At 36.4% G+C, this 22,540-nt stretch carries 21 protein-coding genes; 12 read left to right on the plus strand and 9 right to left on the minus strand.

What is annotated here, in order from left to right:
* The first annotated feature begins 327 nt into the window (after positions 1 to 327).
* The 3 genes from pflB (at position 328) to BR72_RS12655 (ending at position 4,952) form a co-directional block, all read left to right on the plus strand.
* Complete coding sequence (gene pflB, locus BR72_RS12645) at positions 328 to 2,577, plus strand: formate C-acetyltransferase (protein ID WP_035433477.1); 2,250 nt, start codon at positions 328 to 330, stop codon at positions 2,575 to 2,577.
* A 67-nt stretch (positions 2,578 to 2,644) separates the two neighbouring features.
* Positions 2,645 to 3,376: a pyruvate formate-lyase-activating protein gene (pflA, locus tag BR72_RS12650; protein ID WP_035433478.1), complete on the plus strand. Its 732-nt coding sequence runs from the start codon at positions 2,645 to 2,647 to the stop codon at positions 3,374 to 3,376.
* Between the two features lie 412 nt (positions 3,377 to 3,788).
* Positions 3,789 to 4,952, plus strand: coding sequence for a diglucosyl diacylglycerol synthase (locus BR72_RS12655; RefSeq protein ID WP_035433479.1), 1,164 nt, complete (start codon positions 3,789 to 3,791; stop codon positions 4,950 to 4,952).
* A 653-nt stretch (positions 4,953 to 5,605) separates the two neighbouring features.
* On the opposite strand, the gene BR72_RS25620 is transcribed toward BR72_RS12655, so the two are convergent.
* From BR72_RS25620 to BR72_RS12670, 4 genes are all read right to left on the minus strand, one after another.
* Positions 5,606 to 5,728 (minus strand): YfhE family protein, encoded by a 123-nt coding sequence (locus BR72_RS25620; protein ID WP_081904876.1) that lies wholly within the window; start codon positions 5,726 to 5,728, stop codon positions 5,606 to 5,608.
* Between the two features lie 67 nt (positions 5,729 to 5,795).
* Complete coding sequence (locus BR72_RS12660) at positions 5,796 to 6,353, minus strand: GNAT family N-acetyltransferase (RefSeq protein WP_035433480.1); 558 nt, start codon at positions 6,351 to 6,353, stop codon at positions 5,796 to 5,798.
* 250 nt (positions 6,354 to 6,603) lie between these two features.
* Positions 6,604 to 7,728, minus strand: coding sequence for an amidohydrolase (locus tag BR72_RS12665; protein WP_035433481.1), 1,125 nt, complete (start codon positions 7,726 to 7,728; stop codon positions 6,604 to 6,606).
* Positions 7,729 to 7,886: 158 nt separating this feature from the next.
* Positions 7,887 to 8,792, minus strand: coding sequence for a TIGR01777 family oxidoreductase (locus BR72_RS12670; RefSeq protein WP_035433482.1), 906 nt, complete (start codon positions 8,790 to 8,792; stop codon positions 7,887 to 7,889).
* 81 nt (positions 8,793 to 8,873) lie between these two features.
* Here BR72_RS12670 and recX point away from each other — a divergent pair, with 81 nt between their 5' ends.
* Positions 8,874 to 9,686: a recombination regulator RecX gene (gene recX / locus BR72_RS12675; protein WP_035433483.1), complete on the plus strand. Its 813-nt coding sequence runs from the start codon at positions 8,874 to 8,876 to the stop codon at positions 9,684 to 9,686.
* An 11-nt stretch (positions 9,687 to 9,697) separates the two neighbouring features.
* Positions 9,698 to 10,018, plus strand: a complete 321-nt coding sequence (locus BR72_RS12680; protein WP_035433484.1) for a YfhH family protein — start codon at positions 9,698 to 9,700, stop codon at positions 10,016 to 10,018.
* A 62-nt stretch (positions 10,019 to 10,080) separates the two neighbouring features.
* Here the strand turns inward: BR72_RS12680 and BR72_RS25625 are convergent, their stop codons facing one another.
* Both BR72_RS25625 and sspK read right to left on the minus strand, forming a co-directional pair.
* Complete coding sequence (locus BR72_RS25625) at positions 10,081 to 10,233, minus strand: YpzG family protein (protein WP_081904877.1); 153 nt, start codon at positions 10,231 to 10,233, stop codon at positions 10,081 to 10,083.
* A gap of 38 nt (positions 10,234 to 10,271) precedes the next feature.
* On the minus strand, positions 10,272 to 10,430 hold the full coding sequence (gene sspK / locus BR72_RS12685; RefSeq protein WP_035433485.1) for a small, acid-soluble spore protein K: 159 nt from the start codon (positions 10,428 to 10,430) through the stop codon (positions 10,272 to 10,274).
* 286 nt (positions 10,431 to 10,716) lie between these two features.
* Between sspK and BR72_RS12690 the strand changes: the two genes are divergently transcribed.
* Complete coding sequence (locus tag BR72_RS12690) at positions 10,717 to 10,983, plus strand: YfhJ family protein (RefSeq protein ID WP_035433486.1); 267 nt, start codon at positions 10,717 to 10,719, stop codon at positions 10,981 to 10,983.
* 27 nt (positions 10,984 to 11,010) lie between these two features.
* On the opposite strand, the gene BR72_RS12695 is transcribed toward BR72_RS12690, so the two are convergent.
* Positions 11,011 to 11,991, minus strand: a complete 981-nt coding sequence (locus BR72_RS12695; protein WP_035433487.1) for a metal-dependent hydrolase — start codon at positions 11,989 to 11,991, stop codon at positions 11,011 to 11,013.
* Between the two features lie 148 nt (positions 11,992 to 12,139).
* Between BR72_RS12695 and mutY the strand changes: the two genes are divergently transcribed.
* A complete protein-coding gene (mutY, locus tag BR72_RS12700; protein ID WP_035433488.1) occupies positions 12,140 to 13,234 on the plus strand; it encodes an A/G-specific adenine glycosylase in 1,095 nt (364 codons plus the stop codon).
* A 114-nt stretch (positions 13,235 to 13,348) separates the two neighbouring features.
* Positions 13,349 to 17,758, plus strand: a complete 4,410-nt coding sequence (locus tag BR72_RS12705; RefSeq protein ID WP_035433489.1) for a lamin tail domain-containing metallophosphoesterase family protein — start codon at positions 13,349 to 13,351, stop codon at positions 17,756 to 17,758.
* A gap of 14 nt (positions 17,759 to 17,772) precedes the next feature.
* On the opposite strand, the gene BR72_RS12710 is transcribed toward BR72_RS12705, so the two are convergent.
* A complete protein-coding gene (locus BR72_RS12710) occupies positions 17,773 to 17,997 on the minus strand; it encodes a hypothetical protein (protein ID WP_035433508.1) in 225 nt (74 codons plus the stop codon).
* A gap of 120 nt (positions 17,998 to 18,117) precedes the next feature.
* Between BR72_RS12710 and BR72_RS12715 the strand changes: the two genes are divergently transcribed.
* The 4 genes from BR72_RS12715 to BR72_RS12730 all read left to right on the plus strand — a co-directional run bounded on the left by BR72_RS12715 (position 18,118) and on the right by BR72_RS12730 (position 21,309).
* On the plus strand, positions 18,118 to 18,393 hold the full coding sequence (locus tag BR72_RS12715; RefSeq protein WP_177206948.1) for a gamma-type small acid-soluble spore protein: 276 nt from the start codon (positions 18,118 to 18,120) through the stop codon (positions 18,391 to 18,393).
* A gap of 152 nt (positions 18,394 to 18,545) precedes the next feature.
* Positions 18,546 to 18,806 carry a YgaB family protein gene (locus BR72_RS12720; RefSeq protein ID WP_035433491.1) on the plus strand — a complete coding sequence of 87 codons (261 nt, stop codon included), beginning with the start codon at positions 18,546 to 18,548 and terminating at the stop codon, positions 18,804 to 18,806.
* Between the two features lie 153 nt (positions 18,807 to 18,959).
* A complete protein-coding gene (gene ntdP, locus BR72_RS12725; RefSeq protein ID WP_035433492.1) occupies positions 18,960 to 19,490 on the plus strand; it encodes a nucleoside tri-diphosphate phosphatase in 531 nt (176 codons plus the stop codon).
* 61 nt (positions 19,491 to 19,551) lie between these two features.
* The gene (locus BR72_RS12730; protein ID WP_035433493.1) at positions 19,552 to 21,309 is read left to right on the plus strand and encodes an ABC transporter ATP-binding protein; all 1,758 of its coding nucleotides are present in this window, start codon (positions 19,552 to 19,554) and stop codon (positions 21,307 to 21,309) included.
* A 17-nt stretch (positions 21,310 to 21,326) separates the two neighbouring features.
* Here the strand turns inward: BR72_RS12730 and BR72_RS12735 are convergent, their stop codons facing one another.
* Positions 21,327 to 22,415, minus strand: a complete 1,089-nt coding sequence (locus tag BR72_RS12735) for an FUSC family protein (protein ID WP_035433494.1) — start codon at positions 22,413 to 22,415, stop codon at positions 21,327 to 21,329.
* Positions 22,416 to 22,540: the final 125 nt, after the last annotated feature.

The following is a 22,540-nucleotide window of genomic DNA, read 5'->3' on the forward strand; positions in this document are numbered from 1 at the left end:
AACAGGTATAACTTTTTTAATTCTGTTCCAAAAAAACTATAACAGAATATAAGGAATTAGTATTACAGTTTGTGATAGGTACGACTTTTATGTTACAGGAAAACATTTCCTGATTAAGATGCCAAAAAGATGAAATTATGAAAAGAGAGGTTGATTTACCAAAGTTTTCAACAGAGTTTCCACTACGATTGTAGTGATATGCTCAATTATTCACAAACATGTCACAACTTAAACGTTCATGTTTTCAAAAAAGTAGTATCCTAAATACGTAAGCTGTTATATAAAAATTCTTAGTCCTGTACTAATCATAAAATGGAGGAGATTAGGATGACTGAAGTATTAGAAAATGTAAAAAACGCATGGGAAAACTTTAAAGGTGAAAAGTGGAGAGCAGAGATTGATGTTCGCGACTTCATTTTAAATAACATAAACGTTTATGAAGGTGATGATACCTTCTTAGCTGAAGCAACAGAAGCGACGAAACAACTTTGGGATCAAGTAATGGATTTAACAACACAAGAACGTGACAATGGCGGCGTCCTTGACATGGATACAGAAATTGTTTCTACTATTACATCACATGGTCCAGGATATTTAAATAAAGATATTGAAAAAGTAGTTGGTTTCCAAACTGACAAACCATTCAAACGTTCATTACAACCATTCGGTGGTGTTCGTATGGCAGAGCTATCTTGTGAAGCTTACGGATACGAAATGGACAAAGAACTAAGCCGTATTTTCAGAGACTATCGTAAAACGCATAACCAAGGTGTATTCGATGCTTATACTCCAGAAATGAGAGCAGCTCGTAAATCAGGCGTTATTACAGGTCTTCCAGATGCATATGGCCGTGGTCGTATTATTGGTGACTATCGCCGCGTTGCATTATACGGTATTGATCGTTTAATCGAAATGAAAAAAGCAGATTTAAACTTAACGAGCAGTGTAATGAGCGAAGAGACAATTCGTTTACGCGAAGAGTTATCTGAGCAAATGCGTGCCCTTCAAGAATTAAAACAAATGGCAGCTTCTCATGGTTTTGATATTTCTAAACCAGCAACAAATGCACAAGAAGCATTCCAATGGTTATATTTTGGTTATCTTGCAGCAATTAAAGAGCAAAATGGTGCAGCAATGAGCCTTGGCCGTACATCTACTTTCTTAGATATCTATGTTGAAAGAGATTTAGCAAACGGTACATTAACAGAAGAAGCAGCACAAGAAATTGTTGACCACTTCATTATGAAATTACGTCTTGTGAAATTCGCAAGAACACCTGATTATAATGAATTATTCTCTGGTGACCCAACTTGGGTAACAGAATCTATCGGTGGTATTTCACTTGATGGTCGTCCATTAGTAACGAAAAACTCATTCCGTTTCTTGCATACATTAGATAACTTAGGACCAGCTCCAGAACCAAACTTAACAGTTCTTTGGTCTAAACAATTACCAGAGGGCTTTAAAAACTACTGTGCGAAAATGTCTATCAAAACATCTGCAATTCAATATGAAAATGATGACATTATGCGCCCAGAATATGGTGATGACTACGGTATTGCTTGCTGTGTATCTGCAATGAGAATTGGTAAACAAATGCAATTCTTCGGAGCACGTGCAAACTTAGCGAAAGCATTATTATATGCGATCAACGGTGGTAAAGACGAAAAATCAAAAGCACAAGTTGCACCTGAATATGCACCAATTACTTCTGAAGTATTAGATTATGAAGAAGTTATGCGTAAATTCGATGTGACAATGGAATGGTTAGCAGGTCTTTACTTAAATACATTAAATGTAATTCATTACATGCATGATAAATATAGCTATGAGCGTATCGAAATGGCACTTCATGATACAGAGATTATTCGTACAATGGCAACAGGTATCGCAGGATTATCTGTAGTAGCTGACTCTTTAAGTGCAATTAAATATGCGAAAGTAAAACCAATTCGTGATGAAAATGGTCTTGCTGTTGATTTTGAAATTGAAGGAGATTTCCCTAAATACGGTAACAACGATGACCGTGTAGATGAAATGGCAGTAAACCTTGTAAAAACATTTATGAACAAGCTTCGTAAACATAAAACATATCGTAACTCTGTTCATACAATGTCAATCTTAACAATCACATCTAACGTTGTATACGGTAAGAAAACTGGTAACACACCAGATGGCCGTCGTGCCGGCGAACCGTTTGCACCAGGTGCAAACCCAATGCATGGCCGTGATACAAAAGGTGCACTAGCATCATTATTATCTGTTGCGAAATTACCATATGAAGAGGCAAGAGATGGTATTTCTAACACATTCTCTATTATTCCAAAAGCGCTTGGAAAAGAAGAAGATGTACAGATTCGCAACTTAGTATCTATGTTAGATGGGTATGCTATAAAAGAAGGACATCACTTAAATATTAACGTATTTAACCGTGAAACATTAATGGATGCAATGGAACATCCTGAAAAATATCCACAATTAACAATTCGTGTATCTGGTTACGCTGTTAACTTCATTAAGTTAACTCGTGAACAACAAATTGACGTTATTAACCGTACAATGCACGAAAGCATGTAAGTAAAAAAGTTTCCCTCTGTTTTTCATCAGGGCAGAGGGGAGCTGTTTTAATAGAGGAGGAAGTAACATGGTAAAAGGAAGAATTCATTCTGTTGAGTCTTGTGGTACTGTTGATGGCCCAGGGATTCGTTATATCATCTTTACGCAAGGGTGTTTACTACGTTGTCAATATTGTCATAATGCGGATACGTGGGAAATTGGTAAAGGGAAAGAAATAACAGTTGAAGAAGTGATGCAGGATGTTACATGTTACACTCCTTTTATGGAAGCTTCCGGCGGTGGTATTACTGTAAGTGGCGGTGAGCCGCTATTACAGTTAGACTTTTTGATTGAACTGTTTAAGAAATGTAAAGAGGTCGGCATTCATACGACAATTGATTCTTCCGGAGGATGTTATTCTGAAGATGAAGAATTCCAAAGAAAACTAGATATTTTGATGGAATATACAGATTTGGTATTACTTGACTTAAAACATATTGATTCAAAAAGACATCGCAAATTAACGGGCAAACCGAACGAACATATTTTACAATTTGCTCGTTATTTATCAGATAAAAAGAAACCAATTTGGGTGCGTCATGTACTTGTACCTGGAGTTACTGATAGTACAGAAGACCTAGAGAAATTGGCGGCCTTTATTCAAACTCTTGGTAATGTGGAAAAGGTAGAAGTATTGCCATACCATAAGTTAGGGGTTTATAAATGGGAGGCACTAGGTCACAAGTATCCTCTTGAAGGAGTAGAGCCTCCAACGGAAGAAAGCGTTCAAAAAGCAAAGAATATTTTAGGAGCAGTCTAATCCAATTGTGGATTAGGCTTTTTTCTTTCTTTCGATAAATAGTAGAGCAAAGATAAGGAAAAGAGTATACTTATATTATATAATGACTATTTTTGTAAAGAAATGATATGGATAAATTTACGAAAATGTAAAGGGAAAACGAAACAATAGAAAGAATTAAGAAATAGTGTAGTGCGTATCATGAAGTATAGAGACACGTCAAGTTATTGCGAAAGCAGTTATGGGAAAGTATAATGTTAAGATATGAGCAGATGGGATTAAGGGGTCAATAACATATGCTTTGTATATCCACGACAGGTACATATCCAGCGGTAAACCGTTGGGATACAAACTTGCAAAATTATAAGGAAATTGTTTTTTATATTGTGACAGATGCAATATAAAGGACCGAAAAAGCTAGGAGTGGATTTGTTTGATTAAAAACCCCAAGGTTTTAATATTAACAGCACATTACGGTAACGGTCATGTCCAAGTGGCAAAAACATTAGAACAAACATTTCGTCAAAGAGGACTTAAGGATGTAATTGTATGCGATCTTTTTAGTGAATCACATCCTGTCATAACAGACATTACAAAATATTTATATTTAAAAAGCTATACAATTGGGAAAGAGCTATACCGCTTATTTTATTATGGTGTTGAGAAGATTTACGATAAAAAAATCGCATCATGGTATGCCAATTTTGGACGAAAACGTCTAAAAGCGATATTACAAGCTGAAAAACCCGATATTGTTATTAATACATTTCCAATCATTGCGGTGCCGGAGTTAAAAAAACAAACAGATATTTCTATTCCTGTTTATAATGTACTTACTGATTTTTGCTTGCATAAAATATGGATTCACCGAGAAGTGGATCGTTATTTTGTTGCAACAGATTATGTGAAGAACATTATGATAGAAGTAGGAGTACCTGCTGAGCAAATTGTAGAGACTGGAATTCCAATTCGGAAAAGCTTTGAAGCATCTGTTAATGTGGAATCCTTGTATGATAAGTATAATTTGTCACGCGACAAAAAGACTTTACTTATAGTGGCAGGGGCACATGGGGTGTTAGGAAGTGTAAAAGAGTTATGTCAGTCCTTTCTATCAGTTCCTAATCTGCAGATAGCTGTAGTTTGTGGGAAAAATAAAGCATTGCAAGAGGATTTGCTACAATTACAAGAAAGCAATCCAGATGTATTAAGAGTATTCGGTTATGTAGAGAATATTGATGAACTGTTCCGTATTACCTCTTGTATGATCACGAAACCAGGAGGAATTACATTAAGTGAAGCAGCAGCTTTGCAAGTACCTGTCGTTTTATATAAACCAGTACCAGGACAAGAAAATGAAAATGCGAAGTATTTTGAAAAGCAAGGTGCAGCAGTTGTTATTCGTGAAGATCATGAAATTTTTCCAAAAACGAAAGAATTATTGCAAGATGACATGAAGTTATTGCAAATGAGAGAAGCGATGAAACGCATTTATCGTCCGGAACCAGCGTTTCATATTGTGGATTCTATTTTGGAGGAAAATCATGTGCGGGTACATTCGCCGGTACGTTCACCAGCCCTTGTACAGTCTTTTACTTAATATAAGAACCTCTTTTCTAACTGTAGAAGGAGGTTTTTTTCGTTATTTCGTTTAAAACGAAAGAGGCTTATATGTCGGTTCCCACATATAAATCGCCGCTACCAAAAACCCCAACGTGCTCTCCACAAGCATGCTCCTATTGTTTTAAACATAGCCCGTGGTAGAAATAGGGACTGACCGCTTTTATCCACAGCCAGATGCTCTCGTCGTCCAAAAAAGAAAGAGGTCTTTTACACCGGTTTCCACATATAAATCGCCGCTATCAAAAACCCCAACGTGCTCTCCACAAGCATGCTCCTATTGTTTTAAACATTATCTGTGGTAGAAACAGGAACTGACCGCTACTATCCACAGCCAGATGCTAAAGGGGTTTTATATATTATAGATGGTATAGGGAAGGGAAATTGCTTGTAGAATATTAATTTATCCACAAACGAATCCGCTTTCAATATACAGTAAACTTAAAATATTAACAAAACTATCCACAATATCCACAAAATTCAGTGAATATATCCACAATTCAAACAAACTCACTGTGGTTAAATTCCTCTTTTATAGAAAAGATATTCGAATTTATACACATTTCCAACGGTTTTGTGGATAAAGTTTTCCACAAAAAAAGCTACCTCTTCTGAACAAGAGGTAGCTTTATGTTAAAAAATCCCTTTTGGCTTATACCCAGCTGCACGATCTGCTCTTTTAAATTCACGTTGATAGAGAACTTCTTGTGTGCTAGATAATTTACTTTTCGTTTTTTCACGTCTTCTCTTATCCATTCCAGTTCACCTCGTGTCATAAAGTCATTACCTATCGTTACCAATGACAGAGGGAGATATACATAGATTACGCTTCTTTTAAATGGTGAGCGTCTTGGAATGTTGCTTCGCGCATTGTGTGTAGTGTGTATTGATCTTTCGGAATTTCATATAAGTTATACACTTCATCGTTTGCGTTAATTTGATCGTATACACATCTACGTGTTTCATTTGCTAGATTGACGTATGGTAGTTTTTCGGCAGCTTTAATAGAGCGAGTATTTAATTTGCGAATTCGCATGAAAATAGTCTCAATATCTAATTCAAAGAAAAGTTCACTAAAGAAAGCGTCTTTTGCAGGTTTATTATAACCTTTTCCATGATATGGTTTACCAAGCCATGTGCCAAGGAAGCCTGCTTTTTCTTGAATATCAAATAGAGTTATTGTTCCGATTGGATTTCCCCACTCATCAACAATTGTTCGTGAAATTAACTCTCCACGCTCTTCCGCTTCAACGGTTTGTTTTGTCAAAAACAAAAATTCGTCATAAGAAGACGCCTTTTGACGCACAAAGGGGAAGACATCAGGGTGAATCATCAAATCATATAGAACGTGGCTGTCATGTAGGTCACGTTTTTTTAACATACTATCTCCTCCTAAAAAGAGGGCAGCATGACAACAAAAAACACCCCACCCTCGAAATTTTTATATAAAACTTTAAAAAATTTCGGGGTGGGAATCGAACCCACTAGAACCAGTCTATAATGCTGGTGGCGCACCATTTGCCTTCCCCATTCATCAATTTGAAATTACTCAACACGACACAAATTGATTATGGTTTCATTCAGTTTATAATCGTATAATACTTCATCTAGTCAAAAAAATAAACTAGTTTTTATGAATTTTTTGTGTAGATAATTTTTCCATCTATCATTGTTAATACAGGCTTGGCTAAATAGTGAAAAGGATGGTGAGTCCATAGGACAAGATCAGCGTCTTTTTCAGGCTCTATGCTACCGATTTTCTTTTCTAGTCGTATATTGCGAGCTGGTATAATTGTAATTCCTTCTAGAGCTTTATGTTCATCTAATCCTTCTCGGACGGCGATAGCCGCGCAAATATTTAAATATTGAATGGGTGTATAGGGGTGGTCTGTCGTAATAGAAACTTCAATCCCGTGAGTAGATAAAGTATGATATGTTTGCCAAGATTTGTTTTTAATTTCAATCTTTGAACGGCGTGTTAATGTGGGTCCGACAGATACTTTTAAATCGTGACCTGCTAATTTATCAGCAATAAGGTGTCCTTCTGTGCAATGTTCAATACGTAAATCGAGATTAAATTCTTTAGCAAAGCGAAGAGCGCTTAAAATATCATCGGCACGGTGAGCGTGGGCGCGTATAGGAATTTCACGGCGAAGCGCTTGTATAATAGGAATCATTCGAAAGTCGGTATCATTCCCATAGTGTTTTGCTTCATAAAATGCTTCTCGAAGCATTCCCATAATCCCCATACGGGTAATAGATTCTTTGTTTCCGTTGCTATGCATACGTTTTGGATTTTCTCCAAACGCAATTTTTAAACCAGCAGGTTCTTGAATGACCATATGATCGATACTAGTTCCTGCTGTTTTGAGGACGCATGTTGTTCCGCCAATTACATTTTGGCTTCCAGGCATGACATGTACGGTTGTAATACCGCTTTGCCGGGCATCTTGAAAAGCAACATCAAAAGGATGAATGCCGTCTAAAGAACGAATATGAGGGGTTAGGACTTCTGCTGTTTCATTTGCATCATTTCCAGCCCATCCAGTTCCTTCATCATATAAACCGAGATGTGTATGCACATCAATAAAGCCTGGAAGAAGATGAAGACCTCGTGCATCAATAATGGTCATATCCTGGCTAGACTCAATAAATCGTTCTAATGCCACAATTTTGTTGTTTTCTACTAATACATCCCCCTTAAATTTAGAGGAAGTAATAGGGTAAACAGTCGCTTGCTTAAATAATGTTTTCATAAGAACCTCTTTGTTTTATATAAATCCATTTTAATTTTTTAACATATAAATCGCTGCTAAGAAGAATACAGCATGACCGTTTCTATGCGCGGCCAGATGCTCTCGTCTCCTCTTTAAAAAAGAAGGGGTTTTTATGTCATTTTTTAAGAGCTTAGTAGTTATGAGTACGATTCAATATTTTGAAGCGCATGTTCTAAAGTAGCATAGGAATGTGTATATCCGTGTTGTATTGCTTTTTGAGGTAATACTCTTTGTCCTTCTAGCACAAGGATGCTCTTTTCACCGAGAAGAGTTTTGAGCGCAAACGCAGGTACTGGCAACCAATGTGTTCGATGCAGCACTTTCGCGATTGTTCTTCCAAATTCCGTCATTGTTACAGGATGAGGAGCTGTAATATTGAAAGCGCCACTTACTTCTTTTGTGTGAATTGCAAAATCAATCATTCGAACAACATCTTCAAGGTGAACCCAAGACAACAATTGATTTCCTGAGCCGATTGTTCCTCCCATGAACAATTGATAGGGAAGCAACATTTTCGGCAGTGCCCCTCCATTTTTTCCAAGAACAATACCGAAGCGCGTATAAATCGTTCGAATGCCAAGATCAGCTGCTTTACTCGCTTCTTCTTCCCATAATTGTACGGTAGTGGCTAGAAAATCATTCCCTTTCTTAGGATGCTCTTCTGTAAATGTGTCTATTTCTGATGTACCATAATAGCCAATCGCACTGGCATTTATAAATGTGCTTGGGTATGTGTGTAACGTTTGGAGTTGCTTAATTAAGCCTTTTGTCGTGTGTAAACGACTATTTATAATTTTTTCTTGCTGTTTTTTCGTCCAGCGACCATTATTAATCGATTCTCCGGCAAGATTAATAATGACATCAATGGAAGAGAGTGGGAATTTTGAGGCGCCAGCATCCCAATGTATATAGTGTATATTTGCAGGGGAATGATTTTCTCTTACTTGACGTGTCAGGATGTATACGATATGTCCTTTACTTGCTAAATATAAAGTGAGTGCTTTTCCAATAAAACCTGTTCCTCCAGAAATAGCGATTTCCAAAAGAAACCCCTCCTCATTATGTATATTCAAGAAACTCAAATTTGTTTCATAGTATGTTAAAATGATGTTGAGGTGAAATGTATGGCTGTCATTACGAAAATAGAAGTACAAAAACGAACGAACGAAAGATTTAACATTTACATTGATAAAGGTCATGGAGAAGAATATGGTTTTAGTGTTGATCAAGTGACTTTAATCAAACATGGGCTTCAAAAAGGCTTGGAATTTGATGATGTTGAATTAGCAAACGTTTTATATGATGAAGAAGTACAAAAGGCATATTTATATGCAATTACTTACTTATCGCATCAAATGAGAACGAAGCAAGAAGTAGAAGAGCAATTACGGAAAAAGGAAATTGGACAAGCCATCATCTCTGAAGTGGTTTCAAAACTATTACATGACCGTTATATTAATGATAAAGAGTATGCGATTGCATATGTCCGTACGCATAGTAATGTGAGCCAAAAAGGACCAATTGTCATTAGACGTGAACTGTTAAGTAAAGGGATTACGGATGTAATGATTACCCATAGTTTACAGGAGTATCCCGAGGAGAAGCAAATTGAAAATGCTCTTGTGCTTATAGAAAAAAAGAAAAAGTCTTATCAAAAACATTCTTTTCTACAAATGAAACAAAAACTAGAAGAGATGTTAGTGCGGAAAGGATATGGGCGTAATATCATTCAAATTTGTTTAGAAGAACTAAAAGATGAAAAGGATGATAAAAAGCAAGAAGAAGCCCTTATCTATCATGGGAATAAATATCATGAAAAGTATAAGAAATATGATGGTTGGACGTATGAAAATAAGATAAAGCAAGCATTATATCGAAAGGGTTTTTCGATTGATGAAATAGAAGTGTTTATTCAAATGAAACGTGAAGAGGGATGAGGGAGAAAAAAATGAGAAACATGCCAAAGCGCTATAGCGAGATGACACCACATGAATTGCGAGAAGAAATAGGCGTTTTAAAAGAACAGGCAGTAAAAGCAGAACAACTTGGCATTGTAAATGAATTTGATGTTTTAATGAGGAAAATTGCGATGGCACGTGCTTATATGACAGATATAAATGAATTTCAGATTGGCGAAACATATGAACTTGTAGAAGAGCCAGGTGCATCGTTTACCATTACGTATTTTAACGGGGTATTTGCTTGGGGACATAAACAAAATGAAACAGAGGAAATTGGTATTCCTATTTCATTATTGCAAAAAAAGTGAAGACTAGAGAGCCTTGGCTGCTCTAGTTTTCACTTTTTGTAATTGTTAAAGGAGGTAGGCGCTTAAAATTGGCGTTTTTTCATTTCATTTGCCAAAATAATGAGAGACTGCGTTTGCTGCGTTTGTCCATTTACTTGTGCTTTTGCGTGCTTTGGACGAGCCCACGTGGGATTAAATAATTCAGAACGACGGTCTAAATGATTGCGGTAGCTCATTTTATCACCTCGTATAAGAAGTTATCGATAAACAGTTGTTATGCTTCTTCTTGATTCGCGGCACGCATTCGCTCTTGTGGATGCGTGTTAATAGTGCCGTTAGGGCGTTTTGAAGCAAAGCGAGCTTTTGCTTTTGTAGGACCGTTGATTTTGCTGTCGTTTTTGGATTCAGACCAAATTTCCGATTGTTTGCCCAAGAGGAACTCCCCCCTCGTTACAGTTTGATACATGAAGTATCACTTATAGATTGTGCAATGTGAGAGGAAATATTCTAGAGGAATACAAACAAAAAATGGCTTGAAAACCTTTTTCTTTTTTGGGGGGGACGAGAGCAACTGGCCATGTGTAGGAGCGGTCAGTGCCTTTTTCTGCCACGTGCAATATTTAAAACAAAGGGAGAGAGCAAGTGCAGGTCATGTTTTGTTTTGCATAGCTGTGATTTATATGTTAAAAAATAAATGAATCGATTAAAGGAGACATAGTATGAACGATATTTTTGAAAAATTAACGAAAGAACTTCTTGAAAAAAATCCTTCTCTTTCTTATTCTCAAGCGCGTACTTGGATTGAGTTGTTATGGGAGGATTTTGGTGCGACATATGCAAAAGTAGGAACGTATCAAGGGACTGAAATGACAGAGAAAGTGGTACGAGCGTGGATTAATAACCAAGGGGCGCGTTTGCATGAAATTCAAACGAATAATCCAAAGTATAGTCATTTAATTAATAAAGACGATCATGTTAAACATTAAAAAAACGACCAATTGTGGTCGTTTTTTTTAATGCGGAATTAGTTCTAATTTTTTGCGCAGTTTTTCTTCGCTGAAAATCCATCCTGTGTAGGAACTCATAATATCAAGTTCTTTATTCAGCTGAACAATTGCGACAAACGGATAATAATCTTTACTGCGATAGCGTAGATCTATAAATCTAACTTCATAATAGTCGTTGTATTCAAAAATATCCCAGCGATAGACAGGAGAAAATGATAAGAACGCTGAAATGTTTTCATCTTTTTGAGCGGCACGAATGACATCGTTATCAGGTAATGGAATGCGCTCGAATTTATCATGAACCATAATACTACCGCGATGCCAACGGGCAACAAAATAGTGGTCTTTTGTAACGATAGCTAAGTGATAATGATAAAAGCGATATGATGGTGAAATGATGACTTGTTCAACGTCACGAAATCGTTTCTTTACGACACCTTTTACATTTTGGCGCATCATAATTCGGCCGATATAATAAACGGTCATTAACATATAAGCAGCTACTCCAGCATAACCTTTATTTGCACCGACAAGCATACATGCAATCGCTAATGTATGAATGAAGAAAATGACGGCATCAAATGTGTTAATGACGCCTAGTGCCACCCATTTCCTAGTAAAGGGCCGCAGTGCTTGTGTACCGTATGCATTGAAAATATCAACGAAGACATGAAGAAATACAGCGATAAATGACCATAGAAGAAGGTGAAGATAGGGCGGGCTTTGAAATACTGCAAAAGTAATCCCACTAACCAAAAATGACCAAAGGATAACAGCTGGGATGGAGTGAGTAATCCCGCGATGATTTCGAATATATTTTGCATTGTTTCTTAATTTTAAAACAGTATCAATATCAGGAACATTAGAACCGACAATTGTTGCAAACATCACAGCTTGTGGCCCGAAGTCACTTTGACTGAGCGCTGGATCTAGTGTTGCTAAGCTTCCTAATGTAACGCCCATGACAAGATGAGTGGCTGTGTCCATGAAAACCACCTCCGTTTTTTATTAATGTAACTCTTTTTATTCTATATCACAAGGCATTTGCCTTTTATTTCTTACATCATCTTACTTAAATTTTCTCCTAAATTCTTTATAATAGTACGTATATGCAAAAAAATGAGGGGGACCAAGTTTGAAGCTTGAAATATTAGATGACTTTAACATAGAAAAATTCCAACATGATTTAATTAGTTGGTTTGAAGCAGAGCAGCGTGATTTGCCATGGCGCATCAATAAAGACCCATATCGCGTTTGGGTTTCGGAAATTATGCTTCAGCAAACCCGGGTTGAAGCTGTAAAACCATATTACGCAAACTTTATGGGAAAGTTTCCAACATTAGAAGCATTAGCTGATGCAGAAGATGAAGAAGTGTTAAAGGCGTGGGAAGGTCTTGGTTATTATTCAAGAGCACGTAACTTACATGCTGCCGTAAAAGAAGTAAAAGAACAATACGGCGGAAAAGTTCCTAGTGATGTAAAACAAATTGAAAAGTTAAAAGGTGTAGGACCTTATACAAAAGGGGCCATTTTGAGTATTGCTTACGGGATTCCAGAGCCGGCTGTTGATGGAAATGTAATGCGCGTATTATCACGTGTTTTGTCAATTTGGGATGATATCGCAAAACCGAAAACACGTAAAGTATTTGAAGATGTTGTTCGCCAAATCATCTCAAAAGAAAATCCATCTTATTTTAACCAAGGGCTGATGGAACTAGGGGCACTTATTTGTGTTCCGAAAAATCCATCTTGTCTTCTCTGTCCTGTTCGGGAGCATTGCCGCGCGTTTGCTGAAGGAGTACAAAAGGAATTACCAGTGAAAAGTAAAGCAAAAGCCCCGAAAATGGTTCCGCTTGTTGCCAGTGTCCTGCGTACGGAAGATGGAAAATATGTTGTTAATAAAAGACCGAGTACCGGATTACTTGCTAACATGTGGGAATTTCCGAACGTTGAAATTAGCGAAGGAATTCGAAATCAGAAACAACAGCTTACTGATTATATGAAAGAGAAATTTGCGATGTCTATTTCCATCGATGACTATGCAATAAATGTGCAACATACGTTTACTCATCGGACGTGGGATATATTTGTGTTTTATGGCACTGCGCTGCAACCAATTGTTGAAACGGACCATTTAAAAATTATTACTACCGAAGAGTTTGAACAATTACCCATTTCGAAATCACATCGAACGATTTATGAAGAATGTGTCAAAAAACTCCAACCATAACGGTTGGAGTTTTTTCGACATAAAGATAACAATCTCTTACAAATATTTCATATTCCCTTAACAAATGACAAATACAATGAAAGTTGTAATGAAAAATGTAAAGGGGGATAGAAAATGTTTAAAAAAGCAATCCGTTCAGCAATTGTAGCGACTTTCTTGTTTCAAACATTGGCTGGGACAGGTTATGTCACTTTTGCTGAGGAGAAGGAACAAAATCAGCAAGCTCTCATTTCAGAAGTTCATTATACAGATGATCTACGCTATATCGAGTTGTATAACTCATCGGCGAAAGTTATGGATATGAAAAATGTTCAACTGAAGGTCAATGGAAAAGTGCTAAAACTTAAAGATAAAAATGAAAGGCAATTTGTACAACCGAAAGAAACGAAGTTAATCTTATTTGGAAATAAAACCGTTAATGAGCTGAATGAGCGCTATAAGACAGAAATAAAAGAAGATCAAGTTTTATTTGCTACTGAGGATTTAAGTGATGAAAAAATTAAGATTGAGGTAGCGAATGAGAAAAATAAAATGTTAGATGTCATTGAAACAAGAAAAGAGACTAAAGATATATCAATTCATTCTTTTTGGAATGAAACAAAGAAAGAAATAAAAAATGAAAGACCATCCCCTGGGACTTATACTACATTTGAAACTACAGAATCCACACAAAAAGAAGACTCCAAACAGCTAGGGCCTGCACAAAAAGATAATAATCAAAAAGAAAAGCCGTTTCAAGTACCGTCAGAGCCAGTAAAACAATCAGATCAAGTTGGCGTTACGATCGAGCATACAGCATCACCTACCCATACAGAGGCAGAGGATCTAACTATTACTGCAACGATTAAAGGCGGGGAAAATGTAGCCATTTTGTATACGCAAGATGGCAAATTGACGCACAAAAAATTGCAGATGAATAAAGAAGGAAATAGCGATATTTATAAGGTGACAATTCCTCAAAAAGAGCTGTGGGGGAAGTCATTATTCTATAAAATTGTCGTGCAAGGTAATCAAGAAACGATTGAAAAATCCTATGAAACAAAAGTAGAACATAAAAAAATAGATCCGCAAGGCGTACCGCCATTTTTAATTACCGAAGTGACGCCAGACACGACGAATGTTGGGAAAGCAGATGGATACGAATTTATTGAAGTGTATAACAATAGCGAGAAGGATCTTAATTTTAAGGATTATACAATTCGCTATCGTTATCCATCTGAAGGAGCAGAGGGGGATCTTATCTGGGGATCCACTCCAGATGATGTTGTAATTCCAGCAGGGCAGTCGCTCGTATTTTGGATTATAAATGGTGAAAATAATGAGAAGAATGTAGCTGATTTTAATAAACAATTTGGAGTGAACTTAGTAGAAAATAAAAATATTGTTAGAATATACTCAAATGGAATGGCGAATGGAAGTGCACGTGGCATTGTCGTTGCAACAAAGACGGGGAAAGAAATTGCAGCTGCCTACTACAATGATCAAGCAAACCAAGCTGATGTGAAAGCGAATAAGGGAATTTTATATCGCTACCCTCAAGATGGCTCACAAATGATGCAAAAGATTAGTAGTGCAGAGCATAATGCATCTCCTGGAACTGTATTCGAAGGGCAAGTACCGGCTGAACGAGTTGCTTTGAAGGCAGATGCAATTCCGCCGACAATTTCACATGAACAGGCAGAGGGGCTAATTTCTGAATTTCAGGACCATAAATTGAGTTTTTCTGTTCTTGATAATGAACAAGTTAAAAGTGTGAAATTATATTACAAAACGAATCCTAATGCAGAATATAAAGTTGAAAATTTAGTAGAGAATCGTGTAGATAAAAAATATCATTATACCATTTACTCACCTGAATTAATTGGGAAAGAGAAAATAACATATTACTTGGAAGCTTCTGATGGTTTACATGTAGTAAAAAGTAATATGTACGCAGTGCAAATAGCTGGTGAGAAAGATAAGGGCCCTCTTCGTCTTAATGTAAAAGATGATGAAGTGGTCGCAAATCAAGTTTTATTAAAAGGAACCTCTTCGTCGGCCGGGTCTGAACAACTTTCTCTTTTAGTGGACGGAAAGAAAGTAGAGACGAATACATATCGCGCTTTAGAGAAGCCTGCCTATTTTGCTTTCGATGTGAAGCAAACTGACTTGTATTTTAAAAACGCAGTTACAATTGGAAATGAAGTATTGCGTGTATTTGATGATACGTATAGTGATTATGTCACATTAACTGTAAAAATTGATCAATCAAAAATTAAATATAATGAACCGTTCAAAATTGACATTCGATCTGGCACAAAAACGTCTCCATTTGATGATCGAGTTGAAGAGAACAAAGATGACTTTTATTTAAAAAATGTTCGCCTTGTATTAGCAGATGGAACGACTTTATATGATCCGAACTTTGCAAATCCAAATCAGGAGTTATCAGTTGGTGATGGAGATACATCAACACCAGTATTTACGTTCGGATTCCGAGTTCCAGAAGACAAATTTATTTCAAATGCGTATTTATGGGATACAAAACAAGAAAAGGATGGAAATCATCGAATTGCAGTGCAAGATGGTGTGAATAAAGAAGTCGCCTCGAATGTAAAAGTTGATAACACACCGCCACAAATTTCTACTACAGTACAGAATGAAAAGAAGTACAAAGGGAAAATTCCAATCGATGTAACAGTTACGGACGATATAGCAGGAGTGAAAAATAAAAAAGTTATATTGGACGGTAAAGAGATTATAACTCCATACGAAACGTCATCTGCACAATTAGTAGCAGGAAAGCATGAACTACATGTGGAGGCGGAAGATCAAGTAGGAAATCGTCAAGAAAAGACAGTTATGTTTGAAACCTGGGCAGAAAATCCAACAGATCCTACTCCGATTGCACCTAAAGATGGAGAGGAAAATGTGAGTACGAGTCCGACACTTGAAGCAAAAGTAACTGATCCAACAAATGATGCAATGAAGGCAACATTTTATAAAGGGTATGTGTATAAGCCGAATCAAACGGATCGTATGAAAATTACCGAAAATACAATAGAACAAGAACCACCACAAGCTTTTGCTGTAAATGGTGAGAAAAGCTTTGACCAAGAACAGCTAAGTAAAGTTAGTAAAAAGGACGGGAAATATTATAAGACGGAATCAACAGAGAAATTCCCGTACCATCGCTTTGATGTAACAGTTGCTGCTGATGTGAAAAACGATGATACGGTAGAAGTAAAGTGGTTTGGACGTTCTCTAGAAGGAAGAAAAGTTACGATGTATGCTTGGAACTATACGACAAATAAGTGGACAGAGCTTACATCGAAAATTGCTGGAGATAAGGATTTTGAATTAAAAGGCGCTGTATTAGCAAAAGAATATGTAAAAGATCAAAAAGTAAGTGTGATCGTGCAAGATCAGATTCCAAGTTCACCAAATAAATTTGATTACACATTTGTATGGATGTCGGATACACAGTATTATTCTGAAAGTTATCCACATATTTATAAAAGCCAGGTTGACTGGATTGCTGCGCAAAAAGATGCATTGAATATTAAATATGTATTCCATACAGGAGATCTTGTTGATAAGTCGTATCAAGAATTTCAATGGCAGCGTGCAGATGAATATATGAAAGTACTTGAAAATGCGAAAGTACCGTATGGTGTGTTGGCTGGGAATCATGATGTAAATCATAAAGATGAGGACTATACAGCATACGCGAAATATTTTGGGGACTGGCGCTTTAAAGATAAGTCATTTTACGGTGAAAGTTATAAGGATAACCGTGGACACTATGATTTGATTTCAGCAAAAGGTAACGATTTTATTATGCTGTATATGGGATGGGGCGTTACAGATGAGGATATCCAATGGATGAAGGAAGTATTGGAGAAATATCCAAATCGAAAAGCAATTTTATCGCTCCATGAATATTTACTTGTATCAGGTAATCGTAGTCCGATTGGCGACAAAATTTTTAATGAAGTAGTTAAACCGAATAAAAATGTGTTAGCTGTGTTGAGCGGACATTATCATGATAGTGAGACATTAGTTGATGAAATTGATGATAATGAGGACGGAATCGCAGATCGTAAAGTATATCAAATGTTAGCGGATTATCAAGGTGGCCCAGAGGGTGGACAAGGTTATATGCGTCTTTTGCAATTTGATACAACCGCGAATAAAATGTATGTCAAAACGTACTCTCCATATTTAAATGAATATAATTTTTATAAACCAGAAGAGTATCCAGGAAAAGATGAATTTGAATTAGACGTTGATTTGAAACCTGCGATAAAACAAGTTGCAACAGATTATGTAGAAGTAAACGTGTACACGAACGAAGTAATAGGTAAAGATAATTTTGTGTCAAATTGGCGCAACGCAAAAGTGAAATTGGAGAATTTAAAGGAAAATACGACGTATTACTGGTATATGAAAGTCGAAGACCGATATGGTGGTCAAGTGACTTCACCAATTTGGTCCTTTACAACAGGTAATAAAGGTAGGAGATGGAACGTGTTCCCAAGTTAGGGAACACGTTTCTCTTAATCGTAAGAAATGTTTGTGCTATGGGTCCAACTAGCTTCGTTTTTTTGTAAACCACCACGTGATTCAATCTCTTTTACAATCTCTTTATAAACCGTTTGTCCTTCGACATTTAAATAAGGCATCATTTGTTGTAAGGAATGATGAAAATAAGCGAGTTCTTCTTGATTCCATTGATCTTTTGGAGTCATGGATAACTCTGTCATATCACGTCCAACATACATCATGCAGCACCTCCATCATCATTAGTTTGAATGAACGTTTTTGTCTGTATACGTAAAAAATATTTTTCTTTTTAAGTTTTTAACGGATAGATTCAGCTAAGGATGGTTACATTATTTGTTGTGGAGGTGAGAAAGATGAACAAAAAATCACAAGGTTTTGGTAAAACAACTTCTGGTGCTAGCGTTCAAAGCGCAGGTTTTGGAACAGAATTTGCTTCTGAAACAAATGCACAAGAAGTAAGACAACAAAATGCACAAGCAGAAGCTAAAAAATCTCAAGCTTCTAGCGCTAACGCTCAAAGTGCAGGTGCTAGCTATGGTACAGAGTTTGCAACTGAAACAAATGTACAAGCAGTAAAACAACAAAACGCAAAATCAGCTGCAAAAAAATCTTAGTATGAATTAATAACAAAAAACACTTCTCTTGTAAGAGGAGTGTTTTTTGTTTGTGTGAGCCGACATAACTTCTAATAAGTCAACAAATATAGTCAAAGGAGATGGAATGGTTTTATTCGAAAATATGTAATAGGATTTTTAGGAGGGATTTAATGAAACAGTTTGATGAATTGGTTGGAGAGCAATTGCGGACGATGGATGAATTGTTAAAGTTACAAGTTCATTTAGAAAGATATCAACATCTTGAAATGAATGAGCAAGATGCGAAAGAACTCCATTTTATTCGTCAAGAAATTCAAAGAACAGGAAGAACATTAAAAAGTTTACAATTGAAATTTGAGCAGCAAACAACGGCGGTAATTCATGCTTTTGAAAACGAGAAGATACTTCCAAACGAAGAGACGATTTCATGAATCGGCTCTTTTGTTTTAAAATTTCGACAGAACCGTTATAATAAAAAGAAAAGTGAATTCGGCTCAATATGTTTGAAAAAGAGGTAAAAAAAACAAACGGTGTCACAAATAACAACCTTAGAAGAGCATTCACGGCGAAAGAAGGGAGAAAGTATGGGGTTTCCCAAAGAAGGAGAAAAAATACAAATACATAGTTATAAACATAATGGTTTCATTCATAGAATATGGGAAGAGACAACGGTTTTAAAAGGGACACAAAGTGTTGTTATTGGGGCAAATGATCGCACGGTCGTCACAGAATCTGATGGGCGAACGTGGATTACTCGTGAACCAGCTGTTTGTTATTTTCATTCAAATTATTGGTTTAATATTATTGGGATGTTAAGGCAGGAAGGTGTGTATTACTATTGTAATTTAAGTTCGCCATTTGCCTATGACTATGAAGCATTAAAATATATTGACTATGATTTAGATATTAAAGTGTATCCTGATATGACGTATACTTTGTTGGATGAAGATGAGTACGAAAACCATCGTGAGCTTATGAATTATCCAGCTGTTATTGATACGATTTTAAAACGAAATGTTGAGTATTTAACACAATGGATTCATCAACGAAAAGGTCCGTTTGCACCTGATTTTATTGATATGTGGTATGAACGATATTTAATGTATAGAGATTAAAGAAAAACCTGCTAGGGTATCCAGCAGGTTTTATCCTTTTAACATGATTGGAGGGAGAGAAATGAAAGGGATAAAACGGTATCTCCAATTTGTAAAGCCGTATCGGTGGCTCATTACGATTACGATCGTAATCGGTCTCATTAAATTTGGGATTCCGCTTATTATGCCGTGGCTATTAAAGTATATTATTGATGATATTATTCAAGGCGGGAGTTCACTAGAACAGAAAACATCGCAATTATTTGTGGTTATCGGGATTGCATTGTTTATTTTTTCAGTATTACGTCCGCCGATTGAATATTATCGTCAGTACTTTGCGCAGCGTATTGGAAACTCGGTGTTGTATGATTTGAGAAAGCATATTTTTGCGCATTTACAAAAATTAAGCTTACGTTATTACTCCAATACAAAGACGGGGGAAATTATATCTCGTGTAATCAATGATGTTGAGCAGACGAAAGATTTTGTGATTACGGGATTAATGAATGTGTGGCTTGATACGGCAACGATTTTTATTGCGATTACAGTTATGTTTTCGATGAATGTGAAATTAACGCTCGTTTCCTTACTTGTACTGCCTGTTTACGTAGTTACAGTTAAGTATTTTTTCAGTCGCCTTCGAACATTAACACGTGAGCGTTCACAAGCGCTGGCAACGATGCAAGGCTATTTACATGAGCGTATTCAAGGTATGCAAGTGACGCGGAGCTTTGCGTTAGAGGAGTATGAAAAAGAGAAATTTCAAGAGAAGAACAGTGCATTCTTAACAAAGGCATTAACGCATACGAGCTGGACAGCAAGGACATTTTCTACTGTAAACACATTGACGGATCTTGGACCTTTGATCGTAATTGCTTTTTCTGCTTACGAAGTTATTCATGGATCGTTAACACTTGGCACAATGGTCGCTTTTATTGGATATATGGATAGTTTATATAGTCCGCTTCGTCGCCTTGTGAACTCTTCGACAACACTTACACAAGCTTTTGCCTCTATGGACCGTGTGTTTGAATTATTAGATGAAGAGTATGATATTGTTGATCCGCCAAATGCGATTACTAAGAAGTCACTTCGCGGTGAAATTACATTTGAAAATGTTTCATTCCGTTATAACGAGCATGAGCAAGATGTGCTTCGAAATATTTCTTTGTCTATTTCACCAGGTGAAAAAGTAGCACTTGTCGGTTTAAGCGGGGGTGGGAAGTCTTCGCTTGCAAGTTTAATTCCTCGCTTTTATGATGTTTCTAGAGGATCAATTTATGTAGATGAGATTGATGTTAGAAATTATAATGTGCGGAATTTACGTAGTCATATCGGTCTTGTTTTGCAAGATAACATTTTATTTAGCGATACAGTTGGAGCGAATATTTTATATGGAAGACCTGAGGCAACAGAAGAAGAGGTAGTAGAAGCAGCTAAAGCTGCACATATTCATGATTTTATTATGAGTTTGCCTGATAGATATGAAACGGTGGTCGGGGAAAGAGGTGTGAAATTGTCCGGTGGGCAAAGGCAGCGCATCGCAATTGCACGTGTATTTTTGAAAAATCCTTCACTTCTTATTTTAGACGAAGCTACATCTGCGCTAGATTTAGAAAATGAACGTTATATTCAAGAGGCTCTGCAAACGTTAGCTGCTGATCGAACTACAATTATTATTGCGCATCGATTATCAACAATTACACACGTAGATACAATCATTTATTTAGAAGATGGCGAAATAAAAGAACAGGGTTCGCATCAGCAATTAATGCAAAAGTGCGGTTATTATTATAATTTATATCAAATTCAACATATAAAAGAAACGACCCCTTCGTAATAAGAAAGGGTCGTTTTTTATTCATCTTCTTGTTTATCTTGAATTTTTAGTTCATTTTCTGGGTTATGATACGTATAGAAACTGTCTACAAGTAAATCTAAATGTTCTACTTCCTCGCTATAATTAATGATAGCTGACACGAGAGGAAACAGGTGAAGCCATATTCGATAGCTTTCTTCATCATCTTTATTTTGATAGTTCATAAATATATCAATAAGTTGTTGTTTACCAATAGAAACTTCGTCAAGAATTTCAACTGATTGCTGTTTCTTTGCTTTCCCAATAAATTTGAGTAATACTTGCTCATGATAATGAGTTAATGAATCCAGCTCATTTTGAATCGATTCTTGAAATGATTCTGGCATATATCGTAACTCGTTCTCTGCTTTGTGGAGCGCCTTTAATGTACTTAAAGCACGACTTGTTGTTGCTAACATTTGTCTAAATAGGACTAGTTTACGAATTTTAGCAAGTTGTACTTTTTTTGTATAACTTCTTTCTTCTTTATACAACAAGTAGTAATGATTGAGACGAATCATTTTCTCTTTCATACGATCAATATCTGCTTTCAATGTTGTGAAATCAGATGCTTGCCTACTGCTCATTCGAATCCATTTTATAATTTCTTCTGTATTATCCACGATTTTGTAATAGAGTTTTGTTTCGTATTTTGGCGGCATAAAGATTAAATTTACAAGAGATGCCGCAATAATTCCAACCATAATTGTTGCGAATCGTAATAGGGCAAAATCAAAGAAATTTGCTCCTTGATATTCCATAATGGCAATCACCGTTACGAGCGCAATGGAGATTGTATTTTCTAGATGTAGTTTTAAGGCAAGTGCAATAACTAGTATGCACGTTAATCCAATAATAAAAGGATTACTTCCAAAAGCAAACACAAAGACAATGGCAAAAATTGCCCCCATCACATTTGCTTGAATTTGTTCTAGCGCTGTTAAATACGAGCGGTACACAGAAGGTTGTACAGCAAAAATTGCTGAGATTCCCGCAAATACAGGGCTCGGTAATTCAAGCAGCAAACATGCAAATAAAGCAAGTGTAATGGCAATACCCGTTTTTAAAACGCGAGCACCAAGTTTCATACTTTTCTTTTATATCCTTTCTTTCTTGTCAGAATGAATGTACAATATGATACTATACATTCATTAACTTATGTTAGCAAGTAGTATTTTAATGAAAAAACCTGCTGAATTTCAGCAGGTTTTTT

Origin of the sequence: Bacillus sp. UNC322MFChir4.1, assembly GCF_000746135.1 — a bacterium.
Lineage (GTDB): Bacteria > Bacillota > Bacilli > Bacillales > Bacillaceae_G > Bacillus_A.

Excerpts from the sequence above, each read along its gene's own strand:
- BR72_RS12735 (WP_035433494.1), bottom strand. The coding sequence starts at position 22,415 with ATGAAACTTGGTGCTCGCGTTTTAAAAACGGGTATTGCCATTACACTT.
- BR72_RS12710 (WP_035433508.1), bottom strand. The coding sequence starts at position 17,997 with ATGTATGTTGGACGTGATATGACAGAGTTATCCATGACTCCAAAAGAT.
- BR72_RS12660 (WP_035433480.1), bottom strand. The coding sequence starts at position 6,353 with ATGTTAAAAAAACGTGACCTACATGACAGCCACGTTCTATATGATTTG.
- BR72_RS12690 (WP_035433486.1), top strand. The coding sequence starts at position 10,717 with ATGAACGATATTTTTGAAAAATTAACGAAAGAACTTCTTGAAAAAAAT.
- ntdP (WP_035433492.1), top strand. The coding sequence starts at position 18,960 with ATGGGGTTTCCCAAAGAAGGAGAAAAAATACAAATACATAGTTATAAA.
- pflA (WP_035433478.1), top strand. The coding sequence starts at position 2,645 with ATGGTAAAAGGAAGAATTCATTCTGTTGAGTCTTGTGGTACTGTTGAT.
- BR72_RS25625 (WP_081904877.1), bottom strand. The coding sequence starts at position 10,233 with ATGAGCTACCGCAATCATTTAGACCGTCGTTCTGAATTATTTAATCCC.
- BR72_RS12730 (WP_035433493.1), top strand. The coding sequence starts at position 19,552 with ATGAAAGGGATAAAACGGTATCTCCAATTTGTAAAGCCGTATCGGTGG.
- recX (WP_035433483.1), top strand. The coding sequence starts at position 8,874 with ATGGCTGTCATTACGAAAATAGAAGTACAAAAACGAACGAACGAAAGA.
- pflB (WP_035433477.1), top strand. The coding sequence starts at position 328 with ATGACTGAAGTATTAGAAAATGTAAAAAACGCATGGGAAAACTTTAAA.
- BR72_RS12695 (WP_035433487.1), bottom strand. The coding sequence starts at position 11,991 with ATGGACACAGCCACTCATCTTGTCATGGGCGTTACATTAGGAAGCTTA.
- BR72_RS12720 (WP_035433491.1), top strand. The coding sequence starts at position 18,546 with ATGAAACAGTTTGATGAATTGGTTGGAGAGCAATTGCGGACGATGGAT.
- BR72_RS12680 (WP_035433484.1), top strand. The coding sequence starts at position 9,698 with ATGAGAAACATGCCAAAGCGCTATAGCGAGATGACACCACATGAATTG.
- BR72_RS25620 (WP_081904876.1), bottom strand. The coding sequence starts at position 5,728 with ATGGATAAGAGAAGACGTGAAAAAACGAAAAGTAAATTATCTAGCACA.
- BR72_RS12705 (WP_035433489.1), top strand. The coding sequence starts at position 13,349 with ATGTTTAAAAAAGCAATCCGTTCAGCAATTGTAGCGACTTTCTTGTTT.
- BR72_RS12665 (WP_035433481.1), bottom strand. The coding sequence starts at position 7,728 with ATGAAAACATTATTTAAGCAAGCGACTGTTTACCCTATTACTTCCTCT.